Genomic DNA, 26,767 nt, shown 5'->3' with positions numbered 1-26,767 from the left:
TCCATAAAAGTTTGCATCGAATAGACACCTTTCCATCCGATGATGGTCTTAGCTTCAAAAATTGTTTCAGGGGAACCATCGTTTGCTAAAAGCTTCCGATGGCTTCCTCTTGTTTCGTTCATACTGGTTGTTTTGTTCAGTTTTCAAAGAGCAATTTCGTTCATGTCGTTTTTTAGCGACGAATTATAATTTACCATGTTTCCGCTGTGTTGTCAACAGGTTTTTTGAAATTGATTTATTTCGTTTCAGTTAAACCCGCTTTGCTCGCGGCAACAGAAATAAATATAGCATATCCAAATAACGAGATCAATAGGAAAATCAAAAAAGAAAAATTCAAATTTTAATGTCGCAAACCGTCTGAATTTGCTTGCGACAAAAAAGGGGGTGACTAATAAGCGGTGCTGACCAGGGGTTTCCTCTTTTGTCAGATAGCGAATCTTCTTGATCAAGACTGTATCACACCAAAAAAACCTCTGCAGCTTCAATAAGCCCGAGAGGTCTTTTACAATTGTACTTTATTGATTTTCTCTTCGTCTTGGTATGTATTTCATGCATTCCTGTTCACTGGCTACTCTGCGGAATAATTGAAATAACACCTGGTAGCGCTCTTGCATCGTCCGTTTTACTAATTGATCGATGCGCGGATCTTCCATATCCATCTGCAATTCATCCATTTCCCGCCGAAGCAGATATTCCACTTCTTTTTGTTCCATTTCACTAATCAATAACCCTAACATTCCGTTCATCTCAATTACCTCCGCTTATACACATTTTAACCATACCACATTATTCGAGAGAACTGACGAATTTTGTCGGTGCTATGGGGTTTTTCTTTTCTATTTGTCTCTGCGCTTACTATTCCCATGTTTGACTGATTTTCATGCACTTTTCTTCAATTTTTTCGTGAAAGGGCTGTGGTTCTATTCCCGGGGCTTGTTCATACACTGAAAATAAGAAAGGACAAGTTTATAAGGGGGAAAAATGATGCAGCATTTTTATGTTTGGAAATTCAACAGATGGAAGCGGTGGCTGGTGGTTGTCTTGTTTGCTTTGTTTACTGCGACGTTTGTATGGTTTGAGCGGGATGGGACTTTTTCTGTTTTTTCCGGTAAAGAGCCGGCTGTGCTGACAAAAGGAAGTGCCAATGAGCCGGATATTGCACTGACCTTTAATATCAGCTGGGGAGAGGAAAAGGTTTACGATATTTTGGAGAAACTGGAGCAGCATGAGGCTCAAGCTACCTTTTTTCTTAGTGGAGAGTGGGCCGAGAAACATCCTGATGCAGTAGAGCAAATTGCAGAGGGAGAGCATGAGATCGGTATGCTTGGGTACCGCTATCAAAGCTATCTGGAACAGGAGATTGATCAGGTGAGGGCAGATTTGCTGAAAGCGCGAGAGGCATTTGCCAAGCTGGGATATGAAGATATGGAGCTGTTGCGCACACCGAGCGGGCATTTTGACAAGGAAATCGTGGAACTGGCGGAGGAGATGAATTTCCAGGTTGTTCATTGGAATGTAAATCCAAGCGACTGGGAAAACCCGGGGACGGATGCGATTGTGGACACAGTGATGGAGCAAACAGATAATGGCGACATCGTGCTGCTGCATGCGTCCGATTCAGTGAAGCAAACGGCCGGTGCTCTGGAGACCATTTTGCCGGGATTAAAAAGTAAAGGGTTTGAGCTCGTGCCGATTTCGGAGCTGATTAATCAGGCAGATGCTGATGCAGAATTGGTGGAATAACTAACCCGGCTCAGAAAATGGGCCGGGCGTTTCCACACATTATGCTTTTCCCGGCTTAACTTTCGCCGGGGTATTTTTTTGCTTTCCTGTTCCTTCTTTCGCGGGTTCATCCCCCTGCAGCCGGTGCAGCATCAGCAATTGGTAGGTATTGCAGGCCAGCAGCGGGAAGATCATGAGTATGGCATAGTCGGTGCCTTCCACCTGCATCCCGGGGATCCACTCGACGGTCGTTATTGCTACCATTAAAAACAGTGCCGGGATAAATGCCGAGCGCTTTGTTTCTTTTGCTTTAATTGATGCAACGACCCAGCCATAGCCGAGAATCGCAAGTGCCATTAGGATGAACCAGAAGACGGAGACATCCTCCATTGCCCGCGCCGGGAAATAAACCAGATCAAATATAACAAAAGCAATCAGCACCACCTGCACGGTTGGCCAATAGATGCGGAATATGCCCAGCCCTAAGCGGTTCAGAAATAAATAAGCGAAAAAACCGGTCTGGCTTACTGCTGAAAAGACAAATCCGATACCAAGGAAAAACATCACCAGTCCGAAAAGCTCCCACAAGTTAAATGGGCTTAAGTACTGGGCATAATCCTCTGCCTTGACGAAGAAACTGGTCATGAGCCCGACGAGCCCGCCGAGAAAAAACGTGCTTAAAAAGAAACGTACTAATTTGCGTGTATTCAAACCTTATGTCCTCCTACGATCTATGCGAGCGAAATTTTACCGTTATTTGGCAGTTCCTATACATTGTTTGTCCACAGACATTTTACCACGAACCTTGAGTTTTTTCCTTCCTGAGGTGCATATTTTATAATTTTGTCACCCATATTAAAAGAGACAGGAAGGAGGTTTTCCATATGATCCACTTACGACTTTTACCGATTTTTGGATTACTTCTCATATTGATGAGTGCATGCGCTGGCGGAAATGCCGCTCAGGGCAGTGAGGCAGAATATGATACCACGAAAAAAATGGTTGTTGATATATTACAGACAGAAGAAGGAAAAAAAGCGATACAGGACATTATTACCAATGGACAACTAAAGCAGGAACTTGTCATGGAGTCGGATACCGTGAAGCAGGCCATTAATGAAACGCTGACTTCCGACAAAGGGACCGAAATGTGGACAAAATTGTTCGAGGATCCGAAGTTTGTCGAAGGGTTTGCAAAGTCCATGTCCGAAGAACAGAAAAAGTTAATGAAGGATCTGATGAAGGACTCGGAATACCAGCAGCAAATGATTGATTTACTGAAAGATCCGCAAATGACCGAACAATTGGTTTCCGTTTTGAAAAGCCAGGAGTTCCGCTCCCACTTGGAGGAAACCATCCAGCAGACACTGGAAACACCCACATTCCAAGCTAAAATTCAGGAAATCCTCTTAAAAGCTGCTGAAAAACAGGGCAGCGGACAAGGCGGCGGTGGCCAGCAAGGCGGAGGGTCTGGCAGCGGCTCCGGTGGAGGTGGGGGCGGTGCCGGTGGAGGCTCCGGCGGCGGAGCAAGCGGTGCCGGTCAATAAGCGCTACTCCCGCTCTCCTGGCGATTGGCTGGAAAGTCCCCTCGTTACACTTACACAGGAACCTGCCAAATGCAAAAAGCGGGCACACCAACCATGTGGGGCCCCGCTTTTTTTATTCTTCTTCCATTTTCGCAACAACTTTGGCTGCGATCTTGTGGTATTCTTTTCCGGTTGGATGGTCCTCCTGATAAATCGAAGGGGCAAAATCATCCTCGTCTTCATAAGGCTGTTGAAGCGGCAGCTGACCGAGTACTTTTGATTGCAGAACTTCTGCGAGCTTTTCGCCGCCGCCCTGGCCAAAGACATACTCTTTCTGACCGGTGGTTTCGCTTTTGAAATAGGCCATATTTTCGATAATCCCTAAAATCTCATGCTCGGTTTTCATCGCCATCTGGCCTGCCCGTGCAGCAACAAACGCTGCGGACGGATGCGGTGTGGTGACGATGATTTCTTTACTGTTTGGCAGCAGCTCATGTACATCCATGGCAATATCTCCCGTGCCAGGCGGCAAGTCGAGCAATAGATAATCCAGGTCTCCCCATTCCACCTCTGAGAAGAAGCTGTTCAGCATTTTTCCAAGCATTGGACCGCGCCAGATAATCGGCGCATTGTCCTCAACGAAAAAGCCCATGGAAACGACTTTGACACCGAACCGCTCCACCGGGATAATTTTCTTCCCGCGTACAACCGGACGATTTTCAATTCCCATCATATCCGGCACACTAAAGCCATAAATATCGGCATCAATGACTCCCACTTTATAGCCAAGCCTGCGCAGTGCCACGGCCAGATTTACGGTCACCGTTGATTTGCCGACACCGCCTTTTCCGCTGGCAATCGTCAGGAATTTTGTCCCCGTAGCGCCGCCCATCAGCGATGCTTCCTTATCTTCATCTACTGCCGGCTGGTATTTCTGAATAACTTCATCCGGGAGCTTTTCAAAACGCAGGCCGACTGTTGCCGCGCCATTTTTCTTGAGAATCCCGACAATCTCCTGCTGCAGCTGCATCTGTTCACCCGTGTTGGTCTGGGCGATGCCTGCTTTAACACTGACATGGTTCTTGTCTTCTTTAATGGTCACGGATTTAACCGATTCCAATTCTTCAAACGTTCTATGTAAAAACGGATCCTCAACCGGGTTAAGGAGCTCGATCACTTCATCCTTCGTTAACATAATTGCCACCTTCCCTTTTCCTGCAATAGGTTGTCCCACCGCTAGTATAACATAAACAGCGGAAAATCTAAGTGATTTGAATTGCAGGAGAAGGTTTGAGCAATCATGGGGAGGAACCGATTACTCTTCCTCCTCCGGCTCCTCTGTCACATAACGCAAAATACCCTCATAAATGCTTGCCGCCATTTTACGCTGATAGGCATTCTGTTTCAGCAATTCCCGCTCGGTCTCATTGGACAAAAAACCAATTTCCACAAGCGCCCCCGGGACTTCCGCATGTTTCAGCAAATAAACGTTATTGATGTCCAGTGCCGCCCTTGTCGTGTTTTCCAGGTTGCGGATGATCTCATCCTGAATCATTGTCGCCAAATGCCTGCTTTCCTCCAATTTGGGATGGTAAAATGTTTGCGCGCCACTCCACTGTGTGGCAGAAAGAGCATTGAGATGCAGTGTCAGGAAAAAGTCTGGCTCATGCTCATGAATGAATGCCAGCCGGTTGCGGATATCCTCTGCTTTGCGGCGGGACAGACCCTGTGTATCCTCTGCAGCCAAATCCTTGTCCTCTTCCCTCGTTAAGTAGACAAGTGCCCCCGATTGCTGCAGATAATTTTGCAGCTGCTTGGCCACCTCCAGCGCAATATCCTTCTCCAACGTCTCGTCCTTCCCAACCGCTCCCCCGTCCGGTCCGCCATGGCCCGGATCCAGCACAATGGTTTTTCCGGCAAGCGGCAACGACCAGCCTTTCCACGTGGGATCAGCATTTTGAAGGGGAAACTGAATTAGAAAGATGAGTAAAAGCGCCCCCGCTGCCCACAGTATAATTTTCTTTGTCCGACTCATTACATTCGCCCCTTGTCAACTATGCTTTTTTTATTTTATGGGACAAGGGGGGTGATTATGACTGGGTGTGGTGGTTGAATGGATGATATGGGGCTCGCGGGGTTTGGCGTGTAGGCTAAGCGACTTGGTGGCGGGGCGCGCGATTCGGGCTCGTGTTCGCGCGACTTGACGGGTTCGGCGCGCGATTGGAGGATGTAGCCGTGCGACTTGGCGGTTGGAACGCGCGATTGGAGGTGATCCACGCGACGATTCGGGGGCGTGCTCGCTCGACTTCAGGGCGGGGTCGCCCGACTTCAGCCTGGTATCGCCCGATTCCGATGCATACTTGCCCGAATTGACGCTGCGCACGCCCGACTCGGACATGCATTCGCTCGATTTTGCCGCACACTCGTCCGACCTTACGCTGCACCATCACAATTCTAGCCCTAGGCCCCGCACCAAACAAAAAGAGGCCCCCTGCTATCCGCAAACAGCAAGGGGACCCCCCTCAATATTATTTCGTCATTTTATTCCTTTTCTGATAAAGAAAATACCCCAGTGTCAATGCACCATAAACACCTTCCAAATTTTTCCGATGCGTTAAATCGCTGGCATTCTGTGTCCTGGTCTCCATTTTAGTTACAGCATCAGCCATCGATGCGGAAACATGGTTGGCCGCTCTGCCCGCGTCACCAACAATGTAAAACAGCGGGCTCAGCTCTTTCACCTGATTGTTTAACGAATTTAGTGTGTCTTTACTCGTGTTCATTACGTCTTTTGTCTGGGTGGTGATGTCTGTCACCTGCTGGGGCAGATCATCGGTTGTTTTCTGCAGATTGCTGAGCACACCAGCCAGGTTGTTCAATGGTTTTACCAAAAGAACCACTAATCCAAGAAATGCTACTCCAATAACGATTACGCCAATTCCTAACCAATCCATTTATCCACCTTCTCTCGTCCGCTAAATTCTATTTGCTTCCTGTTTAATTTCTGCGATTTCCTGTGCATGCTGCTGCCCTTCAGCAAACAGCTTCCGTTCGAACCGCTGAAATGCTTCTACGATGTGGCGCTGTTCTTCCGGCTTGCGGGTGCGGGCCACCACAGTCTTCACTGTCCAGCCAATTGCCGCACCAGCAGCCAAACCGGCCACGTTCACCAGCATGCTATTCATCAGTATCGGCTCCTTCACGCTTGGCCTTCCTGCGCCGCTTGAAGAGATAATATCCCAGTGCTACCGACCCATAGACACCGCCAAGGTCTTTCTTATTGGAAGTATCCTTGCTTGCGTCGGTTTTTGTTTTTAGTGTTTCGGTCACGTCCACCAGGGAAGAGGAGAATTTCCTCGTGACATTTCCGACATCGCCGACCATGTAGAATAATGGGCTGAGCTGCTGCATTTTGTCGTTGACGTCCGCCAGTGTGTTGTTGCTTTCATTGATAAGATTTCCAGTTTCCTTCATCACGTCATCGAGCTGTTCCGGCAGCTTGTCGACAGTTTTTTCAATTCCACTCAGAATCCCCGCCAAATTTTGCAGGGTATTTGCGATAAAAATAGTTAATACAAGAAAAGCGATACCAATGATCAGTACGCCTATTCCAGTTAATGTCATCCCTTATCCCCTCTTCCTCTGCGGTTCAGTGGCACGATGTCCGTTCGGCCATTCTGCACCATTAATTCATGTTTCGTTTGATGTTTCTTCCATTTAGAGTAAAGACGCATCGCAGCTTCACTCCATTTCATCCCTTCGATAAACGGGGTCATTTTCTTCTGTAATTCGGCATCCGATAACTTTTCTGTCTTACTTTGATAGTAATCATTAAATGCATCTGCAGAAGATCCGACATGATCCAGGCTCTCGAAAAAACTGTCGGTTGCATGCATTTTGTCGCTTATGTCATCCACCGTTCTCCCTGTTTCTTTTACTGTTTCTTGCAGTTGGGGGGTAATGTGCTGAAGTTTTTCCTCCACCTCACCAAGGCTGTGCCCCAGCGAATAGAGTGTATCAGCGACACGTTTTAACACAAGACAAATATAGACTGCGACGATTGCAAATGCGATAGAAACGAGTAAAATTCCTAAGTATACAACATCCATGGACGTTAACCCTCCTCCTAACCAAATTATACCACTACTTCCCGCAAATCAAACGTGAGAAACCCTCGTCAAAGTCCGATTAAATTTCCGATTTACGGGTATACGTAAGACAAAAATCTTTTTAAAACTGGAGGAACAATGATGGCCGGACTGAAAAATTTCGCCAAAGATTTCATCACAAAATTTCAAGAGGACAATGTCCCCATTCTGGCTGCAGCACAGGCTCACTATTATCTGCTGGCCGTGTTTCCGCTCCTGCTTGCGGGCTTTGCCATTATTCCTTATTTCAATATTAACCCGAATGACGCTATGAGTTTCATCGGGAATGCGCTGCCTGGAGAAATCGCCACACTGTTTCAGGAAAACATTGTCAGTCTGATTCAACAACCACAGGGCGGACTTTTGACAGTCGGTGTGCTGGGGGCCTTATGGTCTGCTTCCAATGGGATCAACGCATTTATTAAATCATCCAATGCTGCGTATGACGTCGAAGAAACTCGTTCGTTCATCACGGTCAGGCTGCTGGCACTGGGACTTACCCTTGGCATGATTGTCGCACTGGTTGTGGCCATTACGCTGCCGATGTTTGGCAATGTGATTTTAGGCTTTGTCGAGCCTTTCCTTGGTCTTTCCGGTTCGATGAGTATCCTCTTGCAGGTGCTGCGCTGGACGATCAGTATTGTTGTGCTGACCGGGATTTTGTTGGTATTGTACCGTTTTGCACCAAACAAAAAGATCCCGTTTCGCCATATTATTCCCGGCGCACTGACGGCAAGCGTGCTGTGGCAGCTGATTTCCCTTGGCTTTTCCTTTTATGTGAGCAATTTCGGCAATTACTCCGCAACTTACGGGAGCCTTGGCGGGATTATCATTTTAATCATCTGGTTTTTCCTGACCGGACTGATTCTCATGATCGGCGCAGTGATTAATGTGCTCTATCATCAGCGGCGCATCCGACGGAACCCGGAGAAAAATAAAGCTTCCCATATTTAAACACAGAACTTTAGGGGATGTCCTTTTCAAAGGGCATCCTCTTTTTTACCTGGACAACACCCCTGTCAGCAAATCCGCAAGCCGGTTTTCATGGGAGAAGAAATCAGACCAGGGCACCTGCATGGGTTGCAATGGTGTGATGAACGTGGCACCATCACGGAATCGTCCGGACGGTTCATCTGCAGCCCACTCCCCGGGCTCCACTCCGCTGGTGATCTCCAGCATACTATCACGTTTGATCCCTGTTTCCACCGTCTGTTTGATTAGTTTGCCTTCTTCATTCATTTTCCATACAGTATCAGCAAATACAACATCGTCAAAAAGCACGGTCGCATTTTCGGAAACTTGCACGCTTATCGCCAAATTCCCATGGTATCCCGGCAAAAGACCTTCCGTTTCTATTTCTTCATCAAATGTGATCTCGAATGGATACACGCTCTCCCCGTCAACCTGCAGTGCTTTTGGCGCGTCGCTGATCTGGCTGATTTCTCCGGTGAGGACGGCATTTGTTTCTTTCAACTTTACAGTAACCGGCATCCCTTCTTCTACGGTCGCCCGCTCTCGCTCGCTCAGCTCGCCTTCTGCCTGCAATGGGGCATTTTCAATCGTCAGCAACGGATCCCCGAGTGATATGGAGACATCACTCACCCTTCCGGCAAACGGACTCTCCATCGTAATCGTGTCCCCCGTTTGCTGCAGTTCAGTTAATTGAGCTTCGGCGCTCTCCAGTTCCGCAGTAGCCGCTGCCAGCTCCATTTCTTTTTCAATAATGTACTGTTCCTTGATGAGTTCTGCCTCTGCTGTTTGAGACTCCCCACTAGGCTGGGTTTGTCTGATTGGGTCATTCTGAGCAGGCTGCGTTCCACCAATCGAATTATCTTCGTCTCCCCCAAAAGGTGACTCTCCCGGTGGGTCCCCTCCGATTTCACCGGTGAATATATCCGGCAGGCTGGTCTGAGTGGAGGAAGCTGCCCCGTCATCCGGGATCTCATACAGATTCATCTCGGAAATCGCTGTTTCAATCGCAGCAATTTCTCCGTTCAAGGTCTCGATTTTTCCCATTAAATCGGCCTCTGTCTGATAATAATTGTCCACCTGATAGGAAAATAGCGGATCGCCCTCACTGACTCGGCTGCCCTCTTCCACCCCAAATTGCTGGAAACTGCCAAGGCTTTCGTCAAAGTAAATGTGTTCCTCACTCGAGTAAGCGAGAACGCCAGGTTTGTACAATTCATCAGCTATATCTGTAGAAAAACTCTCTGACCAATGGTTAATATATGATATCCTGTCAACCTTATTCTCGTCATCCAGGTAAACAAGGAGAAAATTAACGCCAATGAACAAAACTGTCAGGATCTGCAGAATTCTTAGCCCTCTTCGCTGCATCATACAAACCACCCGTTTATAAGATAAGTATCAAGTTCGGCCAGCAGTGTGGCCAAGCCCCAGAAAATAATATGTAAGAAAATCACCGTCATCCACAGCCACCGCTGCTTCATCATCGTCATCGCACGCAGGTATTTCACCTGGAACCAGATCAGCCACAGTTGAAAGAGCGAGATCGACCCAAAGAAATAAATCACCCACGACTCTTCCGTCAGATAGGAGGCAATGATCCCAAAGGACAGTGGCGACACATACCAGTCCAGCCCGGCATAAAGGACAAGCGGCACCCAAACTACCCGCTCCACTAAAAGAACAACCAGCACCGCCAGCTGCATAATCATCAGCTTGCGGTAAGGTATATCGGTGACCGCATAATAAATGAGCGATGGGACAAACAGCACCAGCGCTGCAAAGATGAGCGCAAACCCCACCCTTCCAAGCAAAAACCAGCCCTTCACCGTCTCATAACCCGCCGGGCTCAATTCAGTCGCATAGCCGGAGAGAATATTTGTGCCAACCCCCAGATAGGCCATCCAGCCATAAATCAGCATAGTGAGGAGGACAAGCAGCCCGCTTACTTTCCACAAATTATGTATCTGCTCCGCTTTTCGAATCCGGAAGAGATGATCCTCCAGCGAAAATGCCATTCTAAATAAATTCACACTATATTTCATTTCATCCCATTCCCTCTTCGCGATTCGACAGCGCCCGCCGCAATTTTAAATATTATTTTAATTTTAACGTAAAATTCGAGGGAATTCTATTGTTTTGGTGAAATTTTTTATGCGTTTGGTGGATGGGCTTGCGCGATTTTGGGGTGTGTGGCGCGATGCAGTGGGTAAGGCGCGCTATTTGAGGTGACGGCTGCGCGATTTGAGGTGCGGGTCGCGCTATTTGACGTGTGAAGCCACTCGCCCGATTCGAGGCGGTGATCCCTCAACTCAGCAACTGCAACCTCGCCCAAAAAAATTTCAAAAATCAATGATCCAATCTTCTTTTCTTTACGTTAGCTTTAAAGAATAAATCAAAAAGAGGAGCGTGAAGAACATGAAAAGGAAACACGCAGGAAAGAAGCTGCTTGCTGTCGTGATGAGCTTTGCTTTATTTTTCCCATTGGCGCAGCCAGTGCTGGCAAATGAAGAGTCATCTGCAGACACCCCCGCGGCTGAGTTGCGGTCGAATTTGGACCATTTACTGTCTGAGCATTTTGTGCTTGCAGCCATCTCAATGATGACTGCTTATGATGAAGCAGGATCAGCTGAATCGGTCAGGGAGCAATTGGAGCAAAATGCACAAGACATGACGCCGGCCATTGCTTCTATTTATGGGGAAGAAAATGCCGCAGAGTTTGAGCGGATTTTCACAGAACACAATACCTATACGGACGATATCGTGACAGCTGCACAAGAGGATGACGCTGCTATGAGGGAAGAAGCGGAAGCACAGCTCGACGCTTTTGTTGATGAGTTAGCTGCTTTTCTCACCACAGCGACAGAGGGTAATTTGCCCGAAGAAGCTGCTGCCGAGGCAATTATGCTGCATGAAGAGCAAGTATTGATGTTCTTTGATCACTATGTAGCTGGAGAATACCAGGAGGCATATCAGGCATTCCGTGATGGGATCGCGCATATGCACATGGTGAGTAAAGCCTTATCTACAGCAATCACTACCCAAATGCCGGAAGAATTCGATCACACCAGGGCGGATACTCCTGCAGCTGACTTGAGATCTAACCTGAACCAGTTGGCTGCTGAACACTTTGCGCTGGGTTCCCTTGGAATGTTGAAAGGTTCCACCCAATCGGCTGACTATGATTTCATTACATGGGCGGAAGATCAAAATACGAAAGACTTTAAAGCGGCCATTGCATCCATTTATGGAGAAGAACCTGCCGCGGCATTTCAGGAGGTATGGCAAACAGACCATATCAGTGCAGAAGCAGATCTTGTGACTGCAACGCTTGAAGAGGACGAAGAGGGCATTCAAGAAGCGAAAGACCGTCTCCTGAGTACCTTCCCGGCTGATATGGGTGCATTCCTAGCTTTTGCGACCGATGGAATTATCAGTGAAGAAGCTGCCGTTGAATCCCTGATGACGCATGAACAGCAAAAGATTGATACGTTCGATGCCTATGTAGCGGGAGATTTTCAGGCGAGCTTTAAGACATTCCGTGAAGGCTATGAATTTATGTATGGTGTTGGAAAAACACTGTCAGGTGCAATCGTTACGCAAATGCCTGGCGAATTCCAAGGTGAGGTGACCATGCCGGAAGAAATGCCGAAAACCGGCCTGGGCGGAATGAGTGAGACTTCCAACGTACCCATGATGACATGGGCAGTAGTTGGATCATTCATTTTTGTAGCTGGCGCTTCTCTCTTCCTTATTTATCGAAAAACGCACGAGCGGGAGTAGGATAATCCATGAAGCTCATGACCCTGTTTACCATTAGCGGCCTGCTGTGCCTGGTTCTTGTTTTTAATTATGCCAGTGCCTTTTATTCCGATCAGGCTGCAAAACAAGAAGGCCAGCAGGAAGCACTGATGGAAGTTGCAGAATCTGATGAATCTGATTTGCCGGAACAGCAGCAAGACCTGGCGGAGGAATTTTCCCTGCTTGACAGTTCAGCAAAAGAAGCACAGGCAACTGAAGAAGCAGGCATCGTTCCTGCCACGCTGGAAATCCCGGCAATCGATGTGACCGCACCTGTAGAAACGGTGGGAGTTTTGGAAAATGGCCAGATGGGCGTTCCTGCTGAAACCAAAAACGTCGGCTGGTTTGAGCCTGGTTTCCGTCCCGGCACCAAGGGCAATGCCGTGCTTGCCGGCCATGTCGACAGCAAAACCGGCCCTGCCGTATTTTATCACCTGGAAGATCTGCAGCCAGGAGATGAAATTGTCGTGAACAATGAAAATGGCGAGTCTTTAACATTTACTGTACAGGATCTCACAAGCTATCCAAGGAATGAAGCGCCGATAGAAGAGATCTTCGGCAATACGGATGGAAGGTATCTGAATCTCATTACCTGTGTCGGCACATTCGATCAATCTGCCGGCACCCATGATAAGCGCCTGGTGGTTAGAGCGGAATTAAATGAAGAAAGTGCAGAGCCGGATACCGAACCGCCCGCCGCTCCGGAAAACGTGGAAATCAGCGGGAATTTCGTGACCTGGCATGCAGTAAGGGATGAAAATATTGCCGGATACCGTGTGTACCGCAGTGAAGATGACGGCGAATTTGAGCATGTTGCCAGCATCTCGGAACATGAACGGAAAACTTATACTGATGAGGAAGCAACGGAACATCGCTACTATATTACAGCGGTCAATCTGGCCGGACAGGAATCGGAACCATCGGAAATTGCCGGAGATTAACCCGGAAATTTTAAAAAGCTGAGAAGGCCCGCGTCCCCATGTGGCGGGTTTTCTCAGCTTTTTCATTAGATTTTACAGGAATTACGCCCAAAAAAATTCAAGAAAAAATGATCCAATCCATGATCTCAAACCGTAAGCTTAGTAAAAGCGAGGTGAATCAAGATGATTGATGCAACTCAAATTTTATCAGATATCCTGAACGACAGTGCCAACAATGCGGTAAACGTGGATATCGAGATCAGCAACTTAATCTAAATTAAAAAATCTGGAATTAAAGGTTTAACTTTCCATAAACGAGGTAAAGTAGTATTGAAGGCGACGATAAGTCGTTTTAAAAACTAAATGGAGAAACGATAGGAAATCATTTCTTCCAAGCTTACTTAAGCTTTACAGAAAGCGAGGTGACATCAACCATGGATGTGACTCAAATCCTAAGCGATGTCCTGAACGGCAGTGTAAATGACACTGGTAACGTGAACGTGGACGTAAGCGACATTCTCTAAATTGAACCTAAATAACGAAAACGAATGACCAACCACAAGGAGGTGACATCACCATGGATGTAACTCAAATCTTAAGCGATGTCCTCAATGGAAGTGCCAATGAATCTGGCAACTTTGACGTGGACGTTAGCAGCATTCTGTAAATTTGAACCTAAATAACGAAAACGAATGACCAACCACAAGGAGGTGACATCAACCATGGATGTAACTCAAATCCTAAGCGATGTCCTGAACGGCAGTGTAAATGACACTGGTAACGTGAGCGTGGACGTAAGCGACATTCTCTAAATTGAACCTAAATAACGAAAACGAATGACCACCCACAAGGAGGTGACATCACCATGGATGTAACTCAAATCTTAAGCGATGTCCTCAACGGAAGTGCCAATGAATCTGGCAACTTTGACGTGGACGTTAGCGACATTCTGTAAATTGTACCTAAATAACAAAAACGTACGACCAACCACAAGGAGGTGACATCACCATGGATGTAACTCAAATCTTAAGCGATGTCCTCAATGGAAGTGCCAATGAATCTGGCAACTTTGACGTGGACGTTAGCGACATTCTGTAAATTGTACCTAAATAACAAAAACGTACGACCAACCACAAGGAGGTGACATCAACCATGGATGTAACTCAAATCCTAAGCGATGTCCTCAATGGAAGTGCCAATGAATCTGGCAACTTTGACGTGGACGTTAGCAGCATTCTGTAAATTTGAACCTAAATAACAAAAACGTACGACCAACCACAAGGAGGTGACATCAACCATGGATGTAACTCAAATCCTAAGCGATGTCCTCAATGGAAGTGCCAATGAATCTGGCACCTTTGACGTGGACGTAAGCAACATTCTGTAAATTTGAACGGAAAAACACAATGACAAAAATATGGAGGTGAATCATCATGACTGATGTAACTCAAATTCTAGGTGACATCTTAAACGGCAGTGCCAATGATTCTGCCAACATTGATGTCGACGTAAGCAACATCCTGTAAATTAGAACCCAAATAACAAAAGCGTACGACCAATCACAAGGAGGTGACATCAATGATAGACGCAACTCAAATTTTAAGCGACATTCTGAATGACACTGGAAATAACTCAGGTAACTTTGATGTCGATGTAAGTGAATTTCTGTAAGCTGAAAACTTTTTAAGACAAAAATACCATGGAGGTGAGATGAATGGATTTCACACAAATTTTGAGCGACATTCTGAATGACTCCGCGAACGAATCAGGCAATGTCGATTTAGACGTAAGTAACTTGCTATAAGCTTAGTTTATGAGAATTGCGAACGCCGGGATTTTCATATAAACTGAGATTAGAAAACAGCCGGGGTGAGGCCACCCCGGCTTTCTTCATTCATAGTCCTGAAAGGTACATAGTAAGGTGATGACATATGCTAAAACTTTTCCGTCTGTTAAAACCATATCGCTTACAAATCGCCGCAGTGCTGGTGCTTATTTTTCTGCAGTCGATTTCGCAATTATTCCTTCCCACACTGATGGCAGCGATTGTGGATACAGGCATTGTAAATGAAAATATCTCCTTTATCATACAAATTGGCGGAATTATGCTGGCGGTTGCTGCAATTGGAGTCGTTGTTTCCATCTGGAGCGGTTTTTTTACGGCAAAAATCTCCGCCGGTTTCGGCAGAAATGTGCGGGAGCGGGTTTTTGCCCAGGCAGAGAATTTTTCTTTGCAGGAGTTCGATACATTCGGCACCTCCTCCCTGATTACCAGAACCACCAATGACATCATGCAGGTGCAGCAAGTGCTGACATTGCTCTTGCGCACGATGATTATGGCACCAATGTTGTTTATCGGTGCGATGGTGCTTGCCGTCTGGATGAATCCCCAGCTGTCCCTGATTATCTTCGCTCCCCTGCCGATCATTGTGATTGCTGTCGTGATTATTGCCAAAAAAGGAATTCCGCTTTTTAAAGCGCTGAAAGAAAAAACCGATCGCCTCAACCTGGTGCTGCGCGAGGTTCTGACCGGTGTCCGGGTGATTCGGTCATTTAATCGTGCGGATTATGAGCGGGAGCGTTTTGATGAAGCGAATCAGGACTATGCCGATACTGCAATCAAAGTAAATCGGATTATTATCCATGCTACGCCGATCATGATGCTCGTGTTGAATTTCTCCGTAATCGCTATTATCTGGTTTGGTTCTTATAGCATCAGCAACGGTAATTTGCAGGTCGGGGAATTAATGGCCTTCATCCAATATGCAACGCAAATCATGTTTGCCTTCATCATGGCATCCGTGATGTTTGTCGCGATCCCAAGAGCCGCTGTCTCTGCGGGCAGGATTAATGAAATTCTGGAAACCGAACCAAAAGTAAAAGAGCCGGAGAATGCGATACCTTTAAGCGAAGTTCGTGGTCAGGTCGAATTCCGGGACGTGACATTCAGCTATCCCGGTGCCGAAAAACCAGTGCTTTCCAGGATTTCTTTTCAAGCCAACCCGGGAGAAGTAACAGCAATTATCGGCGGAACCGGCTCGGGAAAATCCACGCTGGTCAGTCTGATTCCGCGCTTTTATGATATTGACGAAGGGCACATCCTCCTCGACGGGGTCGATATCCGGAATATTACCCAACAGGAGCTGCGCGACCAGGTAGGTTTCACGCCGCAGCAGGCTTATCTGTTTGCCGGGACGATTAATGTCAACATCCGCTATGGCCGGGATTCGGCAACCGAGGAAGAAGTGCGAGAGGCCGCAAAAGCCGCTCAGGCAGACGAATTTATTTCTCAGCTGGAACAAGGCTTGGAAACACCGGTCGCCCAGCGTGGTGCCAACCTGTCCGGAGGGCAGCGGCAGCGGCTGGCGATTGCACGTACCCTGTTGCGGAACCCTGCCATTTACATTTTTGATGACAGTTTTTCCGCATTGGATTTTAAAACCCACTCCAGGGTTCGGGATGCTTTGCGGGAGAAAACGGCAGATGCCACGGTTCTTTTGGTCACCCAGCGGGCCTCTACGGTGATGGATGCGGACAAAATCGTAGTGCTCGACCAGGGAGAAATCGCCGGGATTGGCGATCATAGCGAGCTGATGCAGAGCAGTGAAGTGTATCGGGAAATTGTTGCTTCCCAGTTTACCGAGGAGGATACCTCATCATGAAAGAATTCTTGCGCCGTCTCTTGGGGGCCTCAAATAAAGAAGAAAAACCTGCCCCTTCCAAAGACACACCCAAACAATTCAAAGCGACGTTAATCCGGCTGTCCGGCTATCTGTCTGCCCATAAGCTTGCCCTCATTGCTGTTATGATCACTGCACTCTTGGGTACGGCATTCATGATTCTCAGCCCAAAAATTCTCGGCCTTGCCGTTACAGAGCTATTTCAGGGTGTGATGGGAGAAGGCATTGATTTTTTCCGGATACTGCAAATTCTTCTGCTGCTTGCTGCTTTATATTTGCTCAGCAGCTATTTCACCTATGTGCAGGAGTATCTCATGGTGGGAATTGCACAAAAAATTGTCTATGTGCTGCGAAAGGAAGTAAATGAAAAATTATCCCGCCTCCCTTTAAACTTTTTCGATTCCGTGAGCCACGGGGATGTCCTGAGCCGGGCCGTGAATGATCTGGAAAAGGTGAGCAGCACCATGCAGCAAAGCCTTACCCAGCTGATTACTTCACTGATTACCATGATTGGTGTTTCGATCATGATGCTCTTGATCAGCCCGCTGATGACGCTAATTGTCTGGGTGACGCTCCCGCTTAGCTTTTTCATTACCAAAAAAGTGGTTGCCCGCTCGCAAAATTATTTTAAAGGACAGCAGCAGGCACTTGGTAAGTTAAACGGCCATGTAGCCGAGTCGTATGCCGGCCATGAGACCGTCAAGGCTTTTGGCCGGGAACAGCAGACCGTCGGCACGTTTAACAAAATGAACCAAACGCTCTATGAATCCAGCTGGCGGGCGCAGTTTATATCCAGCATCATTATGCCTCTCTTGCGCTTTGTCAATAATATCGTTTATGTGGCGGTGTGTGTGGTCGGGAGTATCCTTGTCACCCAGCGGACGATCCCAATCGGCGACGTGCAGGCATTTATTATGTATGTGCGCCTGTTCTCCCAGCCGATCACCCGAGTGGCGAACATCTCCAATATTATTCAGTCGACTGCCGCTGCGGCCGAGCGTGTGTTTGAAATTCTTGATCAGCAGGAGGAGTCTGCTGGTTCAAGGGTTGGCCGCTCCCTTGACCAGCCAAAAGGAGAGGTGCGGTTTGAGGACGTATCTTTCCGCTACCAAAAGGATAAGCCGCTCCTTGAGAATGTTAATTTTTATGTGGAGCAGGGTCAAACGGTCGCTATTGTCGGTCCGACTGGGGCTGGTAAAACAACGCTGATCAACTTGCTGATGCGTTTTTATGATATCGACAGTGGACGAATTTCCATTGATGGTGTGGATATTCAGAAGCTCGAACTGGAGGAGCTTCGGCGCTTGTTCGGCATGGTACTGCAGGACACGTGGCTCTTTCATGGTACTATCCGAGATAATATCGCCTACGGACGGGAAAATGTTTCCGATGATGAGGTGATTCAGGCAGCCAGAGCAGCCCGCGCCGACCATTTCATCCGCACGCTTCCGGATGGCTACGATACTGTATTGAATGAATCTGCATCAAATATTTCCGCGGGACAGAAACAGCTGATAACCATCGCTCGAGCGATTGTTTCCAATCCGGCACTACTGTTGTTGGATGAGGCGACAAGCAGTGTGGACACCAGAACGGAAATCCATATTCAGCAGGCCTTGAAGCGACTGATGCACGGGCGAACCAGTTTCATTATCGCTCATCGTCTCTCCACTATCCGCGATGCCGATATGATTCTCGTGATGGACCAGGGACAGATTGTTGAACAGGGAAGCCATGAGGAGCTGTTGGAGAAAGGCGGATTTTATGCTGAGTTGTATGAGAGTCAGTTTGCGAGTGAAGCTTCGGGGTGATGGTTTTGCTGAGTGTGGTGTATCGGTGCGGGAGTTTTGGCCAGGGGGTGAGGGCTTCCTGGCTGGAGCTTTGGCATCATTATTATGTTTTTTGACATTGGTAAGTGGGTCTCACGGACATTTCACGCGCTTTCCCACCGGTTTTATCCTCGAGAACGCCTACTCTACATTATTTTGAATGCTTACTCAGTCATTCTTAGCTTCCCGACTGTGAACTTTGGAATCCTGCTGTGCTTCCATGCCACATCCAACAACTCCACTGAAAATTACTAAAGCCACTGGAACTCATTTAGGTTATAATAGATGCCAAACATGGATTTACAGAGGTGAAGCTATGATTGTTATTATCGATAATTACGACTCTTTTACATACAATTTGCTTCAATATTATAAACAAATCACAAGCGATGTTTGTGTATATAAAAATGATGAGGTTACCGTTCAGCAAATCGAGCGGATCCACCCTCATTTGATTGTATTATCACCAGGGCCGGGGACCCCTGAAGAGACAGGGATCTCAAGAAATATCATAGAAGCATTTCACCAGCAAACACCGATCTTTGGGGTTTGTCTTGGCCTTCAATTGATTGTGGAATTTTTTGGCGGATCGATTGTAAAAGGTCCCCAGCCAATGCATGGAAAAGTGACCAAAGTGGCGCATGATCAGCTTGGGGTTTTTGCTCAGGTTCCATCCCCTGCCTATGTGACACGCTATCACTCGTTGATCGCAGACAGCAATACCCTCCCTGCTCAACTGGAGATTAGCTCGCTTGATGACAAGGGAACAATTATGGGAATCCGCCACAAAAAACATCCTGTAGAGGGAGTTCAGTTCCACCCAGAATCGATTTTAACAGAACATGGTTTTCAAATGATTCAAAACAGCTATGAACAAGCTTTATTACACAGAACCGAGGGGGTGAAATGAATGATGAGCGCAGGGAACCCTTTTTTGCTCTTTGATTTTGAAACAAAAAAAGGCAGAAACTCACCTTATATATTTCAGGATCCTGTCCTAGTCTATCAAACCAATGATTTACAAGGAATAACAACGATTTTTTCTAAACTGGAAGACGCCATTGATGAGGGATATTATGTCGCAGGATGTGTAAGTTATGAAGCAGCTCCTGCATTTGATTCAACCCTTTCCGTTCATTCTCACTCAGCTTTTCCCTTGGTTTGGTTTGGGGTATTTGAACGTCCGGCAAATATAGAAATTCCAGCATTCAACGAGCCTTACCATGTAACGAAATGGACATACGGTTTGAGTTACAATCAGTATCAAGCAGCGATTGGCAAAATTAAAGACGCAATTGAAGCCGGGAACACATATCAAATCAATTTCACCTCCCGATTACAAGCACAATTTTCCGGAGATGACTTTTCCTTTTATCAACAACTGGCAAGAAATCAGCAAGCAGCTTATAGCGCCTATTTAAATTTGGGGAGATTTCGTGTTTTATCCGCTTCTCCTGAACTATTTTTTCAAGTTGAAGAAAATCGTATTTCTGCAAAGCCAATGAAAGGAACGGCCAAACGTGGACGTTTTCCATCAGAGGATCTTTCCTTAAAAGAGCAGCTAAAGCAATCAAAAAAGGAGCAAGCAGAAAATGTCATGATTGTCGATTTGATACGGAATGATATAGGGAGAATCGCTGTACCTGGGAGTGTTCGCGTACCGGATTTATTTGTTGTTGAATCCTATCCCACTGTTCACCAGATGACTTCTACTGTAGAAGCGGAGCTGGAAGAACATACAACTATTTTTGATTGGTTTCAAGCATTATTTCCCTGTGGATCGATTACCGGGGCACCAAAAAGGAGTACCATGAATTATATTGCGGAGTTAGAACAGTCCCCCAGAGACGTATATTGTGGTGCGATTGGATTTATTACCCCAAAAAGAGAAGCTATTTTTAATGTCCCGATTCGCACGGTCCTCCTTGATACCAATCAAAATAAAGCTATTTATGGTGTTGGCGGCGGAATCACCTGGGACTCAACGGTGGCTGGAGAATACGAAGAAATGGCTGCGAAAGCCCAATTACTGACGGAACGACGACCCGAATTTCAATTACTCGAATCACTCGCACTCACTTGTGGCGATTATCCACTTTTAAACGAGCACCTAAACCGCCTCAGGGATTCAGCGCGTTATTTCAACTTTAAAATGAATGAAGAAGATGTGAAAAATCATTTGCATCAATTAGCGTCCACCTGCACGGACGGGGAACATAAGGTGCGATTATTAATCAACCGATTTGGAGAAGTCTCGACGGAATCAAGCCGGATATCAAAAACGCAAGAACCAGTGAATTGTTCCCTTGCAAAATCACCAATCGATCGCCGTGATCCATACCTTTATCATAAAACGACGAATCGGACAATCTATGAAAGACATCAACAACAAGCAGCGAATGATGTTTTTTCCGTTTTATTATGGAACGAACAAAATGAAATCACGGAATTCACAACAGGAAACGTTGTGTTAAAACAAGGCAGCAAATTTTACACCCCTCCTGTCACATGCGGATTGTTAGAAGGAACGTTCCGAAAACAATTGCTGGATCAAGGGATTATTGAAGAAAAAAGGATAAATAAAGAAGACCTTGCCGAATATGACGAGATCTGGTTTATCAATGGGGTTCGAGGGTGGCTCCGGGTTAACTTGATCTTTTCATGAATGCCGGAATAAACATGTTCCGCTTTGTGTGTCAGCTTATCATAAAAAACGAAGGAGAGAGAATATGCCTGACTTAAAAAATCATGTCATTCTTATCACAGGTGCCAACCGCGGTCAGGGAAAAGCTATCGCTCGGCATCTTGCCTCGTTAGGTGGTACTGTGGTGGTTGGTGCCCGGAATTATGACAAGGCAGTGGAAGTGGCCGCTACTATAGGTGAAGACCGCGCATATCCGGTTCAGCTGGATGTAACAAAGGAATCACACTGGAAAGCAGCTACAGATGAGATTATGGAGGAATTTGGGGAAATTAATGTACTGGTTAATAATGCCGGAGCCCTTATAAGCAAACCGTTTACAGACATAACGATCGATGATTATCAACAGTTGATTAATGTGAATCAGCTCGGAGTGTTCCTGGGGATGCAGGCGGTTATTCCGCATATGGATAAGCAGCAAAAAGGTTCTATCATCAACAATATATCGATCTCTGCGTTTGCCCCAATAGGTCATTCTTCAGCCTATGCTGCGACAAAAGCGTCCGTGGTCGCAATGTCTAAAGCAGCAGCTATTGAATTGGGGCAAAAGGGAATCCGCGTTAATATGGTTCATCCGGGCGGAATCGAAACAGAAATGGCTACCCAAGGGGAGGGTGTCCCGGAATTTTATCATTCGATTCCGCTCGGACGTATCGGACAGCCGATTGAAATTGCCCGGGCTATAGCGTTCCTTGCATCTGATGAAAGTTCCTATTGCACAGGAACAGAAATTGTCGTTGATGGCGGGATGACTCTGGGGGCCCCTCGGGGAGAATAATATTCCGCGGGGTGCGAAAGTTGCAGCCAGGGGGAAGGGCTTTCTGGCTGCGGGCTTTGGTCCTCTTGACTGTGAACTTTGGCATTAAGAAAGGGCCTCTTCGGCATTTCAACTGTATAGTCAGCCAGTTTTGTCGGTGAGAAGCGGTCTCGCGGACATTTCGAGGACTTCTTTCGCTTGTTTTGTCCTAGAGAAGCGCCTATACGTCACTTCATCCTCCACTCAATTATTCATCAAAATTCTGCCACGTCTTCCCGTCCGTGTTATTCCGGACAATTTCTTGCATTGGAGCAAGCGGGCTGCCCTTTGGAAGTTTCTCGTTATGACTGGGATAATGCTCCAGTCCGCTTTCAATGACATCGTCCAAAATAGCAGGATTGCTGGTTTCATTTTGCACATTTTTCGCGTGTCTGTTATCGCGTTCGTCATTCCACATAGTAAGTCACCCCGATCTTTCATGCATATTGTCCATAGCATTTCCGGATTTTTGGTAACTATACAGATTAAGAGGTCACTCCAAGGTAAGAAGAATTTTATTCTAATTTAAACCTGAAGCAAAACATGCAGAAGCAATTGCCGCCATTTGTGCAGCCGGCTGGCGGCAAACAGTAGAAGGCAGGATCAGCGAAGAGTACCAGCGGAAGAACATAGAATTTTGGTATAACCATGCCCGTGTATGTAATGATATTCAAAAAGGTGCTTATACACATATAGCTCTGGCAGGTTCAAACGTTGCCGGTGTGATTGGCGGCGGCATGACCGGGTCGGATACTGCTGAAATTTTCGTGCTTTATGTGGACGAAACATACCGATATAAAGGCATCGGCACACTTTTGCTTGATGCCCTGACAAAAGAACATAGGAAAAATGGAGCTTCCCGGCAATGTGTTTCTGTCGAGGAAGATAATCAGTATGGTATTCCTTTTTATGAATCTCGCGGTTTTCTCTGCCAGGGAAGAGAGACGCTGACAGAAACAGGGGAACAGCATGTTTCGCTGCGATATGCAAGGTCATTGAAATAGGTTTGAAGGGTTGATACATATTGCGCGACTCATACGTATCAACCTTTCCTCCCCAACTTTAACGCCCCAATAACCAGCGGAATCTGCAAGGGCAAACGCAGCCATAAAACCCAAGGATTCGCTTCTTCTCCCGGCCGGAATGATATTTTTTTCACAGCCATGTACACATTTGCCGGGAAAACAGCGATCATAAATAATGCCAAGAGCTTTCCTGTGATATGTTGTCCTTTTTTCACCCAGAGCAAGACGGAAAAGATTATTTCAAAAACTCCCGTGATCAGCACTGCGGCCCGCCTGAAAGGAAGTGCTTTTGGAACGATCCTGCGAAAGCTTCGTTCATGGACAAAATGCAAGACACCTGCGCCAAATAAGATGATTGAGTAAAGTGATCGGAAAAATAATTTCATATGGATGCCACCTTTCCATGTGCGCTCAAAATATTAGCTGGAAAAATTAAATAAGAAACCTTGCACGGAAACATAAAAAACAAAAAGTGAAACAATAATACTAAGAAAGCCCATCCGCCTTCGTTCCTTTTTGATCTCGGATAAACCCATCGCCAAAAGCATTACTCCCATGAAAAACATCATATAGGGCATGACATGATGATTTCCTGTTATCAGCGCATAAATTGCTAAGGAACCGGCAATTACTGCTGTTATTATCCTAATTATATTTAACAATTTATACCTCCCTCTTTTCTGGAAAATAGCTGTTTATGAATTTTCAGTTCCCATCTTGCTATAAATTTCATAAGCAAAGTATCCAAGTAAATAGCCGATTGCAGCGCCTAAGCTAACTGAAGTTAACATGGTAACGGGGAAAAATATACTCAAAATTACACCGATAGCACAACCAAAAACCATTCCCATCGGTATTAAACTATCTAATACATTTTGAGCGGATTTTGATTTTTTCTTGCCAAGGTTACCTTGGTTATATTTATGTTTAAGCCGGTAAATGACAAATACCGCAATCGCTCCCGCTATTAAAACAGGTGCAATTGCCGTGAGGAACTCCATGTTAGAACCTCCCTTCTTTTTTTAATCAGATCATACCATCATAACCTCAGAAATCGTCATAGGTTAACCCTTCAGTGAATTTCTCCACTTTAACTGCGGCAGATAAAATCTCTTCTAAAAAAACTCTAAGCTCCATCTGCATATATAGTTCTCCTTAATATATCGGGTTTTAATGCGGGTTTAATATCATCTGCTATGATAAAATCTACCGGCTTTTGAAAATGATCCTCCATGTTAAATTTTAGATCCATGTAATTATCAAAAGACAATTCCGTATCATTAAATTCTACTATCACATCAATGTCGCTGAATTCTTTTTGCTCTTCGCGACTGTACGAACCAAACAAACCAATTCGCTTAACACCGTATTTCTCTTTCCAGGTGTTCAGGTTTTTTGACAATTCATCAAGGATTTTTTATTGAGATAACATATCAGCACTGCCCTACATTGATATTGGTTATTTATTTTGATTATAACATGGCGCTCTATATTTATTCTCTGGGTGCAGAGAAAAAGCTTCAAGTGAAGCATCTTACTACTCTTTCATATTATAAAAAGAATGAATAGCCACTAAAGAAGCAAAAGCCAGCAAGCGTTTCTCCTCAGGCAAATCATACGGAATATCAATAATATGTCCTCCATAAGGGAATAATTCCATTGATTGTCGGGGGATTCCGCCTACCTTTACTTGCATCCATTGGTCTTCCTCGTTCCCGGTAAGCTTAATAAGGTCCCCATGAAACCCGCCATGCAGCAATGCCAAGTAGTCGTCATCCCTACTCTTCACGTGAATTTTTATCATGATTAACTCGATCCATTTGTATGTGAATTTAGCGATAACTTTCCCATCATTATCCTTTAAATAAAATGGTTTTAATCCAGCCGTTTTCTCCAATGTTAACCTATTAGTATCGGAAATAAAAAACTCAAACTTCATGGACATCCAAATGCGTAAGTTTAAAAGACAGAGGATCGCAATCCAGATCATATTTTTAGGGTTAACTTCCTGAGCATACGCAATGCGTTTTCCTTTCACGGTAAAGAAATGAATGCCGTACCGCCAATGCGTTTCTCTCATCGCCATGACGCGTGAACTTTCAAGAAGCGGTCTCGCAGAACCCTCCAGCTCCTCTGCAGTTACAGATAAAGCTCCTTGCTTCGATAAATGCCTCAGCCATAATCCCCCAACATAACTCGCAACGGCTATTGGCAACAATGAAAAAATGAACGTGATGAAAGTACCTCTTAACCAAACGATGTCCCAAACCAGATAGGTGATTCCGGCAAACAATAAAGCGCCTGCCACTGCAACATGCCCTATAAGAAAAGCCCTACGAACCCTCCTTTTTTGCAGATCATTAAAGTTCATCATAAATCCCCTTGTATATTATGTTTAGACCTATCGCTTTCTTTGGTACTTTTTCGTTATTCAAACCTCTCATCAATTACGAACTCCTCTAACCAGTCTTATTTAAATATTATCACACCTTATTCTGCTATACGAAAACATTTTAAATTGTACTCGTGCCCTTTCATTTTTAAAAAAGGTCTAATCATTCGATATTATTTATGTTAAAAATGTCGAGTATTATTAAAGGGGCTTTGCTATGATGTAGACATGGAGGAGGGATACATTGCTAAAAGAATTAAACCTGGTGATGGACTATATTGAAGATCATTTAACCGATGAACTGTCTCTTGAAGATATTTCTGAATTTGCCGGGGTTTCCGACTATCACTTTAGAAAGATATTTTTTTATCTTTCAGGGCTGACGCTAAGTGAATATATAAGAAACAGAAAATTGGCGGAAGCAAATAAGGATTTATTGAATGGGGAGACGGTAACAGATGTTGCCTTTAAATATGGCTATCAGTCAGTGGATGGCTTTACTAGAGCATTTAAAAATTGGAGTGGGTTTTTACCCTCAGATATTATGAAAAAAGGGATCAGCAAATCGTATCCCAAACTTTCATTTATAATCACTGTTAAAGGAGGAACTAGTATGGAGTTTAGAATTGAAGATAAACCAGCATTTAATTTAGTCGGTGTAAGCAAACGTGTTCCGATGCAATTTGAGGGTGTTAATCAGGAGATTGAAAAGCTTGCGGAAAGCATAACAGAAGAACAAAGAGAAGAAATGCATTCCCTTCAGAATATCGAACCAAAGAAGATCGTTAATGCTTCTTATGATGCTGACGCTAAGTTTTTAAAAGAAGAAGGAGATTTAACGCACTTGATCGGTGTATTAACGACTAAAAATCAAGTTAGCGATCTATTAGACGCCGTGCCAGTTAAAGCCTATACTTGGGCAATATTTCCAAATGAAGGACCGTTTCCATCTACGTTGCAGGATACCATGGCAAAAACCTATTCAGAATGGCTTCCTGCTTCCGATTATGAGGTAATCAATGCGCCCAGTTTTTCTTTTACTAAAATGGATGATCAGAAAAAGGATTACGCTTATAGTGAAGTTTGGATCCCTGTCCGGAAAAAATATTCGTCGCAATGAAGCAACACAAGCGCTTTCCAACAAAAACAGGCTGCCGAAACATTGTCCCGGCAGCCTGACTATTGGAATTAATACCACATCGTCATTTATCCTATCTTCCTCAAAAACTACTCCGATTCATCAGCAAATGATCTGACG

28 protein-coding genes are annotated in these 26,767 nt (G+C 45.6%); 12 read left to right on the top strand and 16 right to left on the bottom strand.

What is annotated here, in order from left to right:
• Positions 1-515: 515 nt before the first annotated feature.
• Positions 516-737: a hypothetical protein gene (locus tag CEG13_RS15155; RefSeq protein WP_100012745.1), complete on the bottom strand. Its 222-nt coding sequence runs from the start codon at positions 735-737 to the stop codon at positions 516-518.
• Positions 738-984: 247 nt separating this feature from the next.
• Here CEG13_RS15155 and pdaB point away from each other — a divergent pair, with 247 nt between their 5' ends.
• Entirely contained in the window at positions 985-1,743 is a 759-nt protein-coding gene (gene pdaB, locus CEG13_RS15150; protein ID WP_100012738.1) for a polysaccharide deacetylase family sporulation protein PdaB, read from the top strand.
• A gap of 39 nt (positions 1,744-1,782) precedes the next feature.
• On the opposite strand, the gene CEG13_RS15145 is transcribed toward pdaB, so the two are convergent.
• Complete coding sequence (locus CEG13_RS15145) at positions 1,783-2,433, bottom strand: KinB-signaling pathway activation protein (RefSeq protein ID WP_100012737.1); 651 nt, start codon at positions 2,431-2,433, stop codon at positions 1,783-1,785.
• 173 nt (positions 2,434-2,606) lie between these two features.
• Here CEG13_RS15145 and gerD point away from each other — a divergent pair, with 173 nt between their 5' ends.
• A complete protein-coding gene (gerD, locus tag CEG13_RS15140) occupies positions 2,607-3,269 on the top strand; it encodes a spore germination lipoprotein GerD (protein WP_100012736.1) in 663 nt (220 codons plus the stop codon).
• 112 nt (positions 3,270-3,381) lie between these two features.
• Here gerD and CEG13_RS15135 read toward each other — a convergent pair whose 3' ends face one another.
• From CEG13_RS15135 to CEG13_RS15110, 6 genes are all read right to left on the bottom strand, one after another.
• Positions 3,382-4,443, bottom strand: coding sequence for an Mrp/NBP35 family ATP-binding protein (locus CEG13_RS15135; protein ID WP_100012735.1), 1,062 nt, complete (start codon positions 4,441-4,443; stop codon positions 3,382-3,384).
• Between the two features lie 120 nt (positions 4,444-4,563).
• Positions 4,564-5,283 (bottom strand): N-acetylmuramoyl-L-alanine amidase CwlD, encoded by a 720-nt coding sequence (gene cwlD, locus CEG13_RS15130; protein WP_100012734.1) that lies wholly within the window; start codon positions 5,281-5,283, stop codon positions 4,564-4,566.
• A 493-nt stretch (positions 5,284-5,776) separates the two neighbouring features.
• Positions 5,777-6,202 (bottom strand): DUF948 domain-containing protein, encoded by a 426-nt coding sequence (locus tag CEG13_RS15125; RefSeq protein ID WP_100012733.1) that lies wholly within the window; start codon positions 6,200-6,202, stop codon positions 5,777-5,779.
• A gap of 21 nt (positions 6,203-6,223) precedes the next feature.
• The gene (locus CEG13_RS15120; protein WP_143469684.1) at positions 6,224-6,451 is read right to left on the bottom strand and encodes a hypothetical protein; all 228 of its coding nucleotides are present in this window, start codon (positions 6,449-6,451) and stop codon (positions 6,224-6,226) included.
• A complete protein-coding gene (locus tag CEG13_RS15115; protein WP_100012731.1) occupies positions 6,426-6,872 on the bottom strand; it encodes a DUF948 domain-containing protein in 447 nt (148 codons plus the stop codon). Before CEG13_RS15115 ends, CEG13_RS15120 begins: the two co-directional genes overlap by 26 nt.
• Positions 6,869-7,357: a DUF948 domain-containing protein gene (locus tag CEG13_RS15110; protein WP_100012730.1), complete on the bottom strand. Its 489-nt coding sequence runs from the start codon at positions 7,355-7,357 to the stop codon at positions 6,869-6,871. Before CEG13_RS15110 ends, CEG13_RS15115 begins: the two co-directional genes overlap by 4 nt.
• Before the next feature lie 138 nt (positions 7,358-7,495).
• On the opposite strand from CEG13_RS15110, the gene CEG13_RS15105 reads away from it, so the two are divergent.
• The gene (locus CEG13_RS15105; RefSeq protein ID WP_338033020.1) at positions 7,496-8,350 is read left to right on the top strand and encodes a YihY/virulence factor BrkB family protein; all 855 of its coding nucleotides are present in this window, start codon (positions 7,496-7,498) and stop codon (positions 8,348-8,350) included.
• A gap of 45 nt (positions 8,351-8,395) precedes the next feature.
• Here the strand turns inward: CEG13_RS15105 and CEG13_RS15100 are convergent, their stop codons facing one another.
• The gene (locus tag CEG13_RS15100) at positions 8,396-9,739 is read right to left on the bottom strand and encodes an efflux RND transporter periplasmic adaptor subunit (RefSeq protein WP_239984666.1); all 1,344 of its coding nucleotides are present in this window, start codon (positions 9,737-9,739) and stop codon (positions 8,396-8,398) included.
• The gene (locus CEG13_RS15095) at positions 9,736-10,410 is read right to left on the bottom strand and encodes a hypothetical protein (protein WP_100012727.1); all 675 of its coding nucleotides are present in this window, start codon (positions 10,408-10,410) and stop codon (positions 9,736-9,738) included. The genes CEG13_RS15100 and CEG13_RS15095 overlap by 4 nt, the downstream gene beginning before the upstream one ends.
• 373 nt (positions 10,411-10,783) lie before the next feature.
• On the opposite strand from CEG13_RS15095, the gene CEG13_RS15090 reads away from it, so the two are divergent.
• The 7 genes from CEG13_RS15090 (at position 10,784) to CEG13_RS15060 (ending at position 22,074) form a co-directional block, all read left to right on the top strand.
• The gene (locus CEG13_RS15090) at positions 10,784-12,148 is read left to right on the top strand and encodes a copper amine oxidase (protein WP_100012726.1); all 1,365 of its coding nucleotides are present in this window, start codon (positions 10,784-10,786) and stop codon (positions 12,146-12,148) included.
• Between the two features lie 8 nt (positions 12,149-12,156).
• Positions 12,157-13,107: a class F sortase gene (locus CEG13_RS15085; protein ID WP_100012725.1), complete on the top strand. Its 951-nt coding sequence runs from the start codon at positions 12,157-12,159 to the stop codon at positions 13,105-13,107.
• Between the two features lie 1,910 nt (positions 13,108-15,017).
• Entirely contained in the window at positions 15,018-16,748 is a 1,731-nt protein-coding gene (locus CEG13_RS15080; RefSeq protein WP_100012724.1) for an ABC transporter ATP-binding protein, read from the top strand.
• Positions 16,745-18,577: an ABC transporter ATP-binding protein gene (locus tag CEG13_RS15075; RefSeq protein ID WP_100012723.1), complete on the top strand. Its 1,833-nt coding sequence runs from the start codon at positions 16,745-16,747 to the stop codon at positions 18,575-18,577. Before CEG13_RS15080 ends, CEG13_RS15075 begins: the two co-directional genes overlap by 4 nt.
• A gap of 334 nt (positions 18,578-18,911) precedes the next feature.
• Complete coding sequence (locus CEG13_RS15070; protein WP_100012722.1) at positions 18,912-19,505, top strand: anthranilate synthase component II; 594 nt, start codon at positions 18,912-18,914, stop codon at positions 19,503-19,505.
• Positions 19,506-21,260 (top strand): aminodeoxychorismate synthase component I, encoded by a 1,755-nt coding sequence (gene pabB / locus CEG13_RS15065; protein WP_100012721.1) that lies wholly within the window; start codon positions 19,506-19,508, stop codon positions 21,258-21,260.
• Positions 21,261-21,324: 64 nt separating this feature from the next.
• On the top strand, positions 21,325-22,074 hold the full coding sequence (locus CEG13_RS15060; protein WP_100012720.1) for an SDR family NAD(P)-dependent oxidoreductase: 750 nt from the start codon (positions 21,325-21,327) through the stop codon (positions 22,072-22,074).
• Between the two features lie 226 nt (positions 22,075-22,300).
• Here the strand turns inward: CEG13_RS15060 and CEG13_RS15055 are convergent, their stop codons facing one another.
• Positions 22,301-22,510, bottom strand: a complete 210-nt coding sequence (locus CEG13_RS15055; RefSeq protein WP_100012719.1) for a hypothetical protein — start codon at positions 22,508-22,510, stop codon at positions 22,301-22,303.
• 136 nt (positions 22,511-22,646) lie between these two features.
• Here CEG13_RS15055 and CEG13_RS15050 point away from each other — a divergent pair, with 136 nt between their 5' ends.
• Positions 22,647-23,096 (top strand): GNAT family N-acetyltransferase, encoded by a 450-nt coding sequence (locus tag CEG13_RS15050; RefSeq protein WP_100012718.1) that lies wholly within the window; start codon positions 22,647-22,649, stop codon positions 23,094-23,096.
• A gap of 38 nt (positions 23,097-23,134) precedes the next feature.
• Here CEG13_RS15050 and CEG13_RS15045 read toward each other — a convergent pair whose 3' ends face one another.
• The 5 genes from CEG13_RS15045 to CEG13_RS15025 form a co-directional block, all read right to left on the bottom strand.
• Entirely contained in the window at positions 23,135-23,503 is a 369-nt protein-coding gene (locus CEG13_RS15045; protein ID WP_100012717.1) for a DoxX family protein, read from the bottom strand.
• A 33-nt stretch (positions 23,504-23,536) separates the two neighbouring features.
• Positions 23,537-23,779, bottom strand: coding sequence for a YczI family protein (locus tag CEG13_RS15040; protein ID WP_143469683.1), 243 nt, complete (start codon positions 23,777-23,779; stop codon positions 23,537-23,539).
• 33 nt (positions 23,780-23,812) lie between these two features.
• Entirely contained in the window at positions 23,813-24,118 is a 306-nt protein-coding gene (locus tag CEG13_RS15035; protein WP_100012716.1) for a hypothetical protein, read from the bottom strand.
• A 125-nt stretch (positions 24,119-24,243) separates the two neighbouring features.
• The gene (locus tag CEG13_RS15030) at positions 24,244-24,519 is read right to left on the bottom strand and encodes a nucleotidyltransferase family protein (RefSeq protein ID WP_100012715.1); all 276 of its coding nucleotides are present in this window, start codon (positions 24,517-24,519) and stop codon (positions 24,244-24,246) included.
• A 135-nt stretch (positions 24,520-24,654) separates the two neighbouring features.
• Positions 24,655-25,491, bottom strand: coding sequence for a hypothetical protein (locus tag CEG13_RS15025; protein WP_143469682.1), 837 nt, complete (start codon positions 25,489-25,491; stop codon positions 24,655-24,657).
• A 262-nt stretch (positions 25,492-25,753) separates the two neighbouring features.
• On the opposite strand from CEG13_RS15025, the gene CEG13_RS15020 reads away from it, so the two are divergent.
• Positions 25,754-26,629 carry an AraC family transcriptional regulator gene (locus CEG13_RS15020; protein WP_100012713.1) on the top strand — a complete coding sequence of 292 codons (876 nt, stop codon included), beginning with the start codon at positions 25,754-25,756 and terminating at the stop codon, positions 26,627-26,629.
• Positions 26,630-26,767 lie beyond the last annotated feature (138 nt).

Origin of the sequence: Lentibacillus sediminis (assembly GCF_002763455.1) — a bacterium.
Taxonomy (GTDB): domain Bacteria; phylum Bacillota; class Bacilli; order Bacillales; family Amphibacillaceae; genus Lentibacillus_D; species Lentibacillus_D sediminis_A.
The sequence above is the reverse complement of the archived record's forward strand: the minus strand, read 5'-3'. Positions and strand labels throughout refer to the sequence as shown.

What these genes read in the sequence shown, in the direction of transcription:
- CEG13_RS15155 (WP_100012745.1), bottom strand. Translation starts at nt 737, where the DNA reads ATGTTAGGGTTATTGATTAGTGAAATGGAACAAAAAGAAGTGGAATAT.
- pdaB (WP_100012738.1), top strand. Translation starts at nt 985, where the DNA reads ATGCAGCATTTTTATGTTTGGAAATTCAACAGATGGAAGCGGTGGCTG.
- gerD (WP_100012736.1), top strand. Translation starts at nt 2,607, where the DNA reads ATGATCCACTTACGACTTTTACCGATTTTTGGATTACTTCTCATATTG.
- CEG13_RS15135 (WP_100012735.1), bottom strand. Translation starts at nt 4,443, where the DNA reads ATGTTAACGAAGGATGAAGTGATCGAGCTCCTTAACCCGGTTGAGGAT.
- cwlD (WP_100012734.1), bottom strand. Translation starts at nt 5,283, where the DNA reads ATGAGTCGGACAAAGAAAATTATACTGTGGGCAGCGGGGGCGCTTTTA.
- CEG13_RS15125 (WP_100012733.1), bottom strand. Translation starts at nt 6,202, where the DNA reads ATGGATTGGTTAGGAATTGGCGTAATCGTTATTGGAGTAGCATTTCTT.
- CEG13_RS15115 (WP_100012731.1), bottom strand. Translation starts at nt 6,872, where the DNA reads ATGACATTAACTGGAATAGGCGTACTGATCATTGGTATCGCTTTTCTT.
- CEG13_RS15110 (WP_100012730.1), bottom strand. Translation starts at nt 7,357, where the DNA reads ATGGATGTTGTATACTTAGGAATTTTACTCGTTTCTATCGCATTTGCA.
- CEG13_RS15105 (WP_338033020.1), top strand. Translation starts at nt 7,496, where the DNA reads ATGATGGCCGGACTGAAAAATTTCGCCAAAGATTTCATCACAAAATTT.
- CEG13_RS15100 (WP_239984666.1), bottom strand. Translation starts at nt 9,739, where the DNA reads ATGATGCAGCGAAGAGGGCTAAGAATTCTGCAGATCCTGACAGTTTTG.
- CEG13_RS15095 (WP_100012727.1), bottom strand. Translation starts at nt 10,410, where the DNA reads ATGAAATATAGTGTGAATTTATTTAGAATGGCATTTTCGCTGGAGGAT.
- CEG13_RS15090 (WP_100012726.1), top strand. Translation starts at nt 10,784, where the DNA reads ATGAAAAGGAAACACGCAGGAAAGAAGCTGCTTGCTGTCGTGATGAGC.
- CEG13_RS15085 (WP_100012725.1), top strand. Translation starts at nt 12,157, where the DNA reads ATGAAGCTCATGACCCTGTTTACCATTAGCGGCCTGCTGTGCCTGGTT.
- CEG13_RS15080 (WP_100012724.1), top strand. Translation starts at nt 15,018, where the DNA reads ATGCTAAAACTTTTCCGTCTGTTAAAACCATATCGCTTACAAATCGCC.
- CEG13_RS15075 (WP_100012723.1), top strand. Translation starts at nt 16,745, where the DNA reads ATGAAAGAATTCTTGCGCCGTCTCTTGGGGGCCTCAAATAAAGAAGAA.
- CEG13_RS15070 (WP_100012722.1), top strand. Translation starts at nt 18,912, where the DNA reads ATGATTGTTATTATCGATAATTACGACTCTTTTACATACAATTTGCTT.
- pabB (WP_100012721.1), top strand. Translation starts at nt 19,506, where the DNA reads ATGATGAGCGCAGGGAACCCTTTTTTGCTCTTTGATTTTGAAACAAAA.
- CEG13_RS15060 (WP_100012720.1), top strand. Translation starts at nt 21,325, where the DNA reads ATGCCTGACTTAAAAAATCATGTCATTCTTATCACAGGTGCCAACCGC.
- CEG13_RS15055 (WP_100012719.1), bottom strand. Translation starts at nt 22,510, where the DNA reads ATGTGGAATGACGAACGCGATAACAGACACGCGAAAAATGTGCAAAAT.
- CEG13_RS15045 (WP_100012717.1), bottom strand. Translation starts at nt 23,503, where the DNA reads ATGAAATTATTTTTCCGATCACTTTACTCAATCATCTTATTTGGCGCA.
- CEG13_RS15035 (WP_100012716.1), bottom strand. Translation starts at nt 24,118, where the DNA reads ATGGAGTTCCTCACGGCAATTGCACCTGTTTTAATAGCGGGAGCGATT.
- CEG13_RS15025 (WP_143469682.1), bottom strand. Translation starts at nt 25,491, where the DNA reads ATGATGAACTTTAATGATCTGCAAAAAAGGAGGGTTCGTAGGGCTTTT.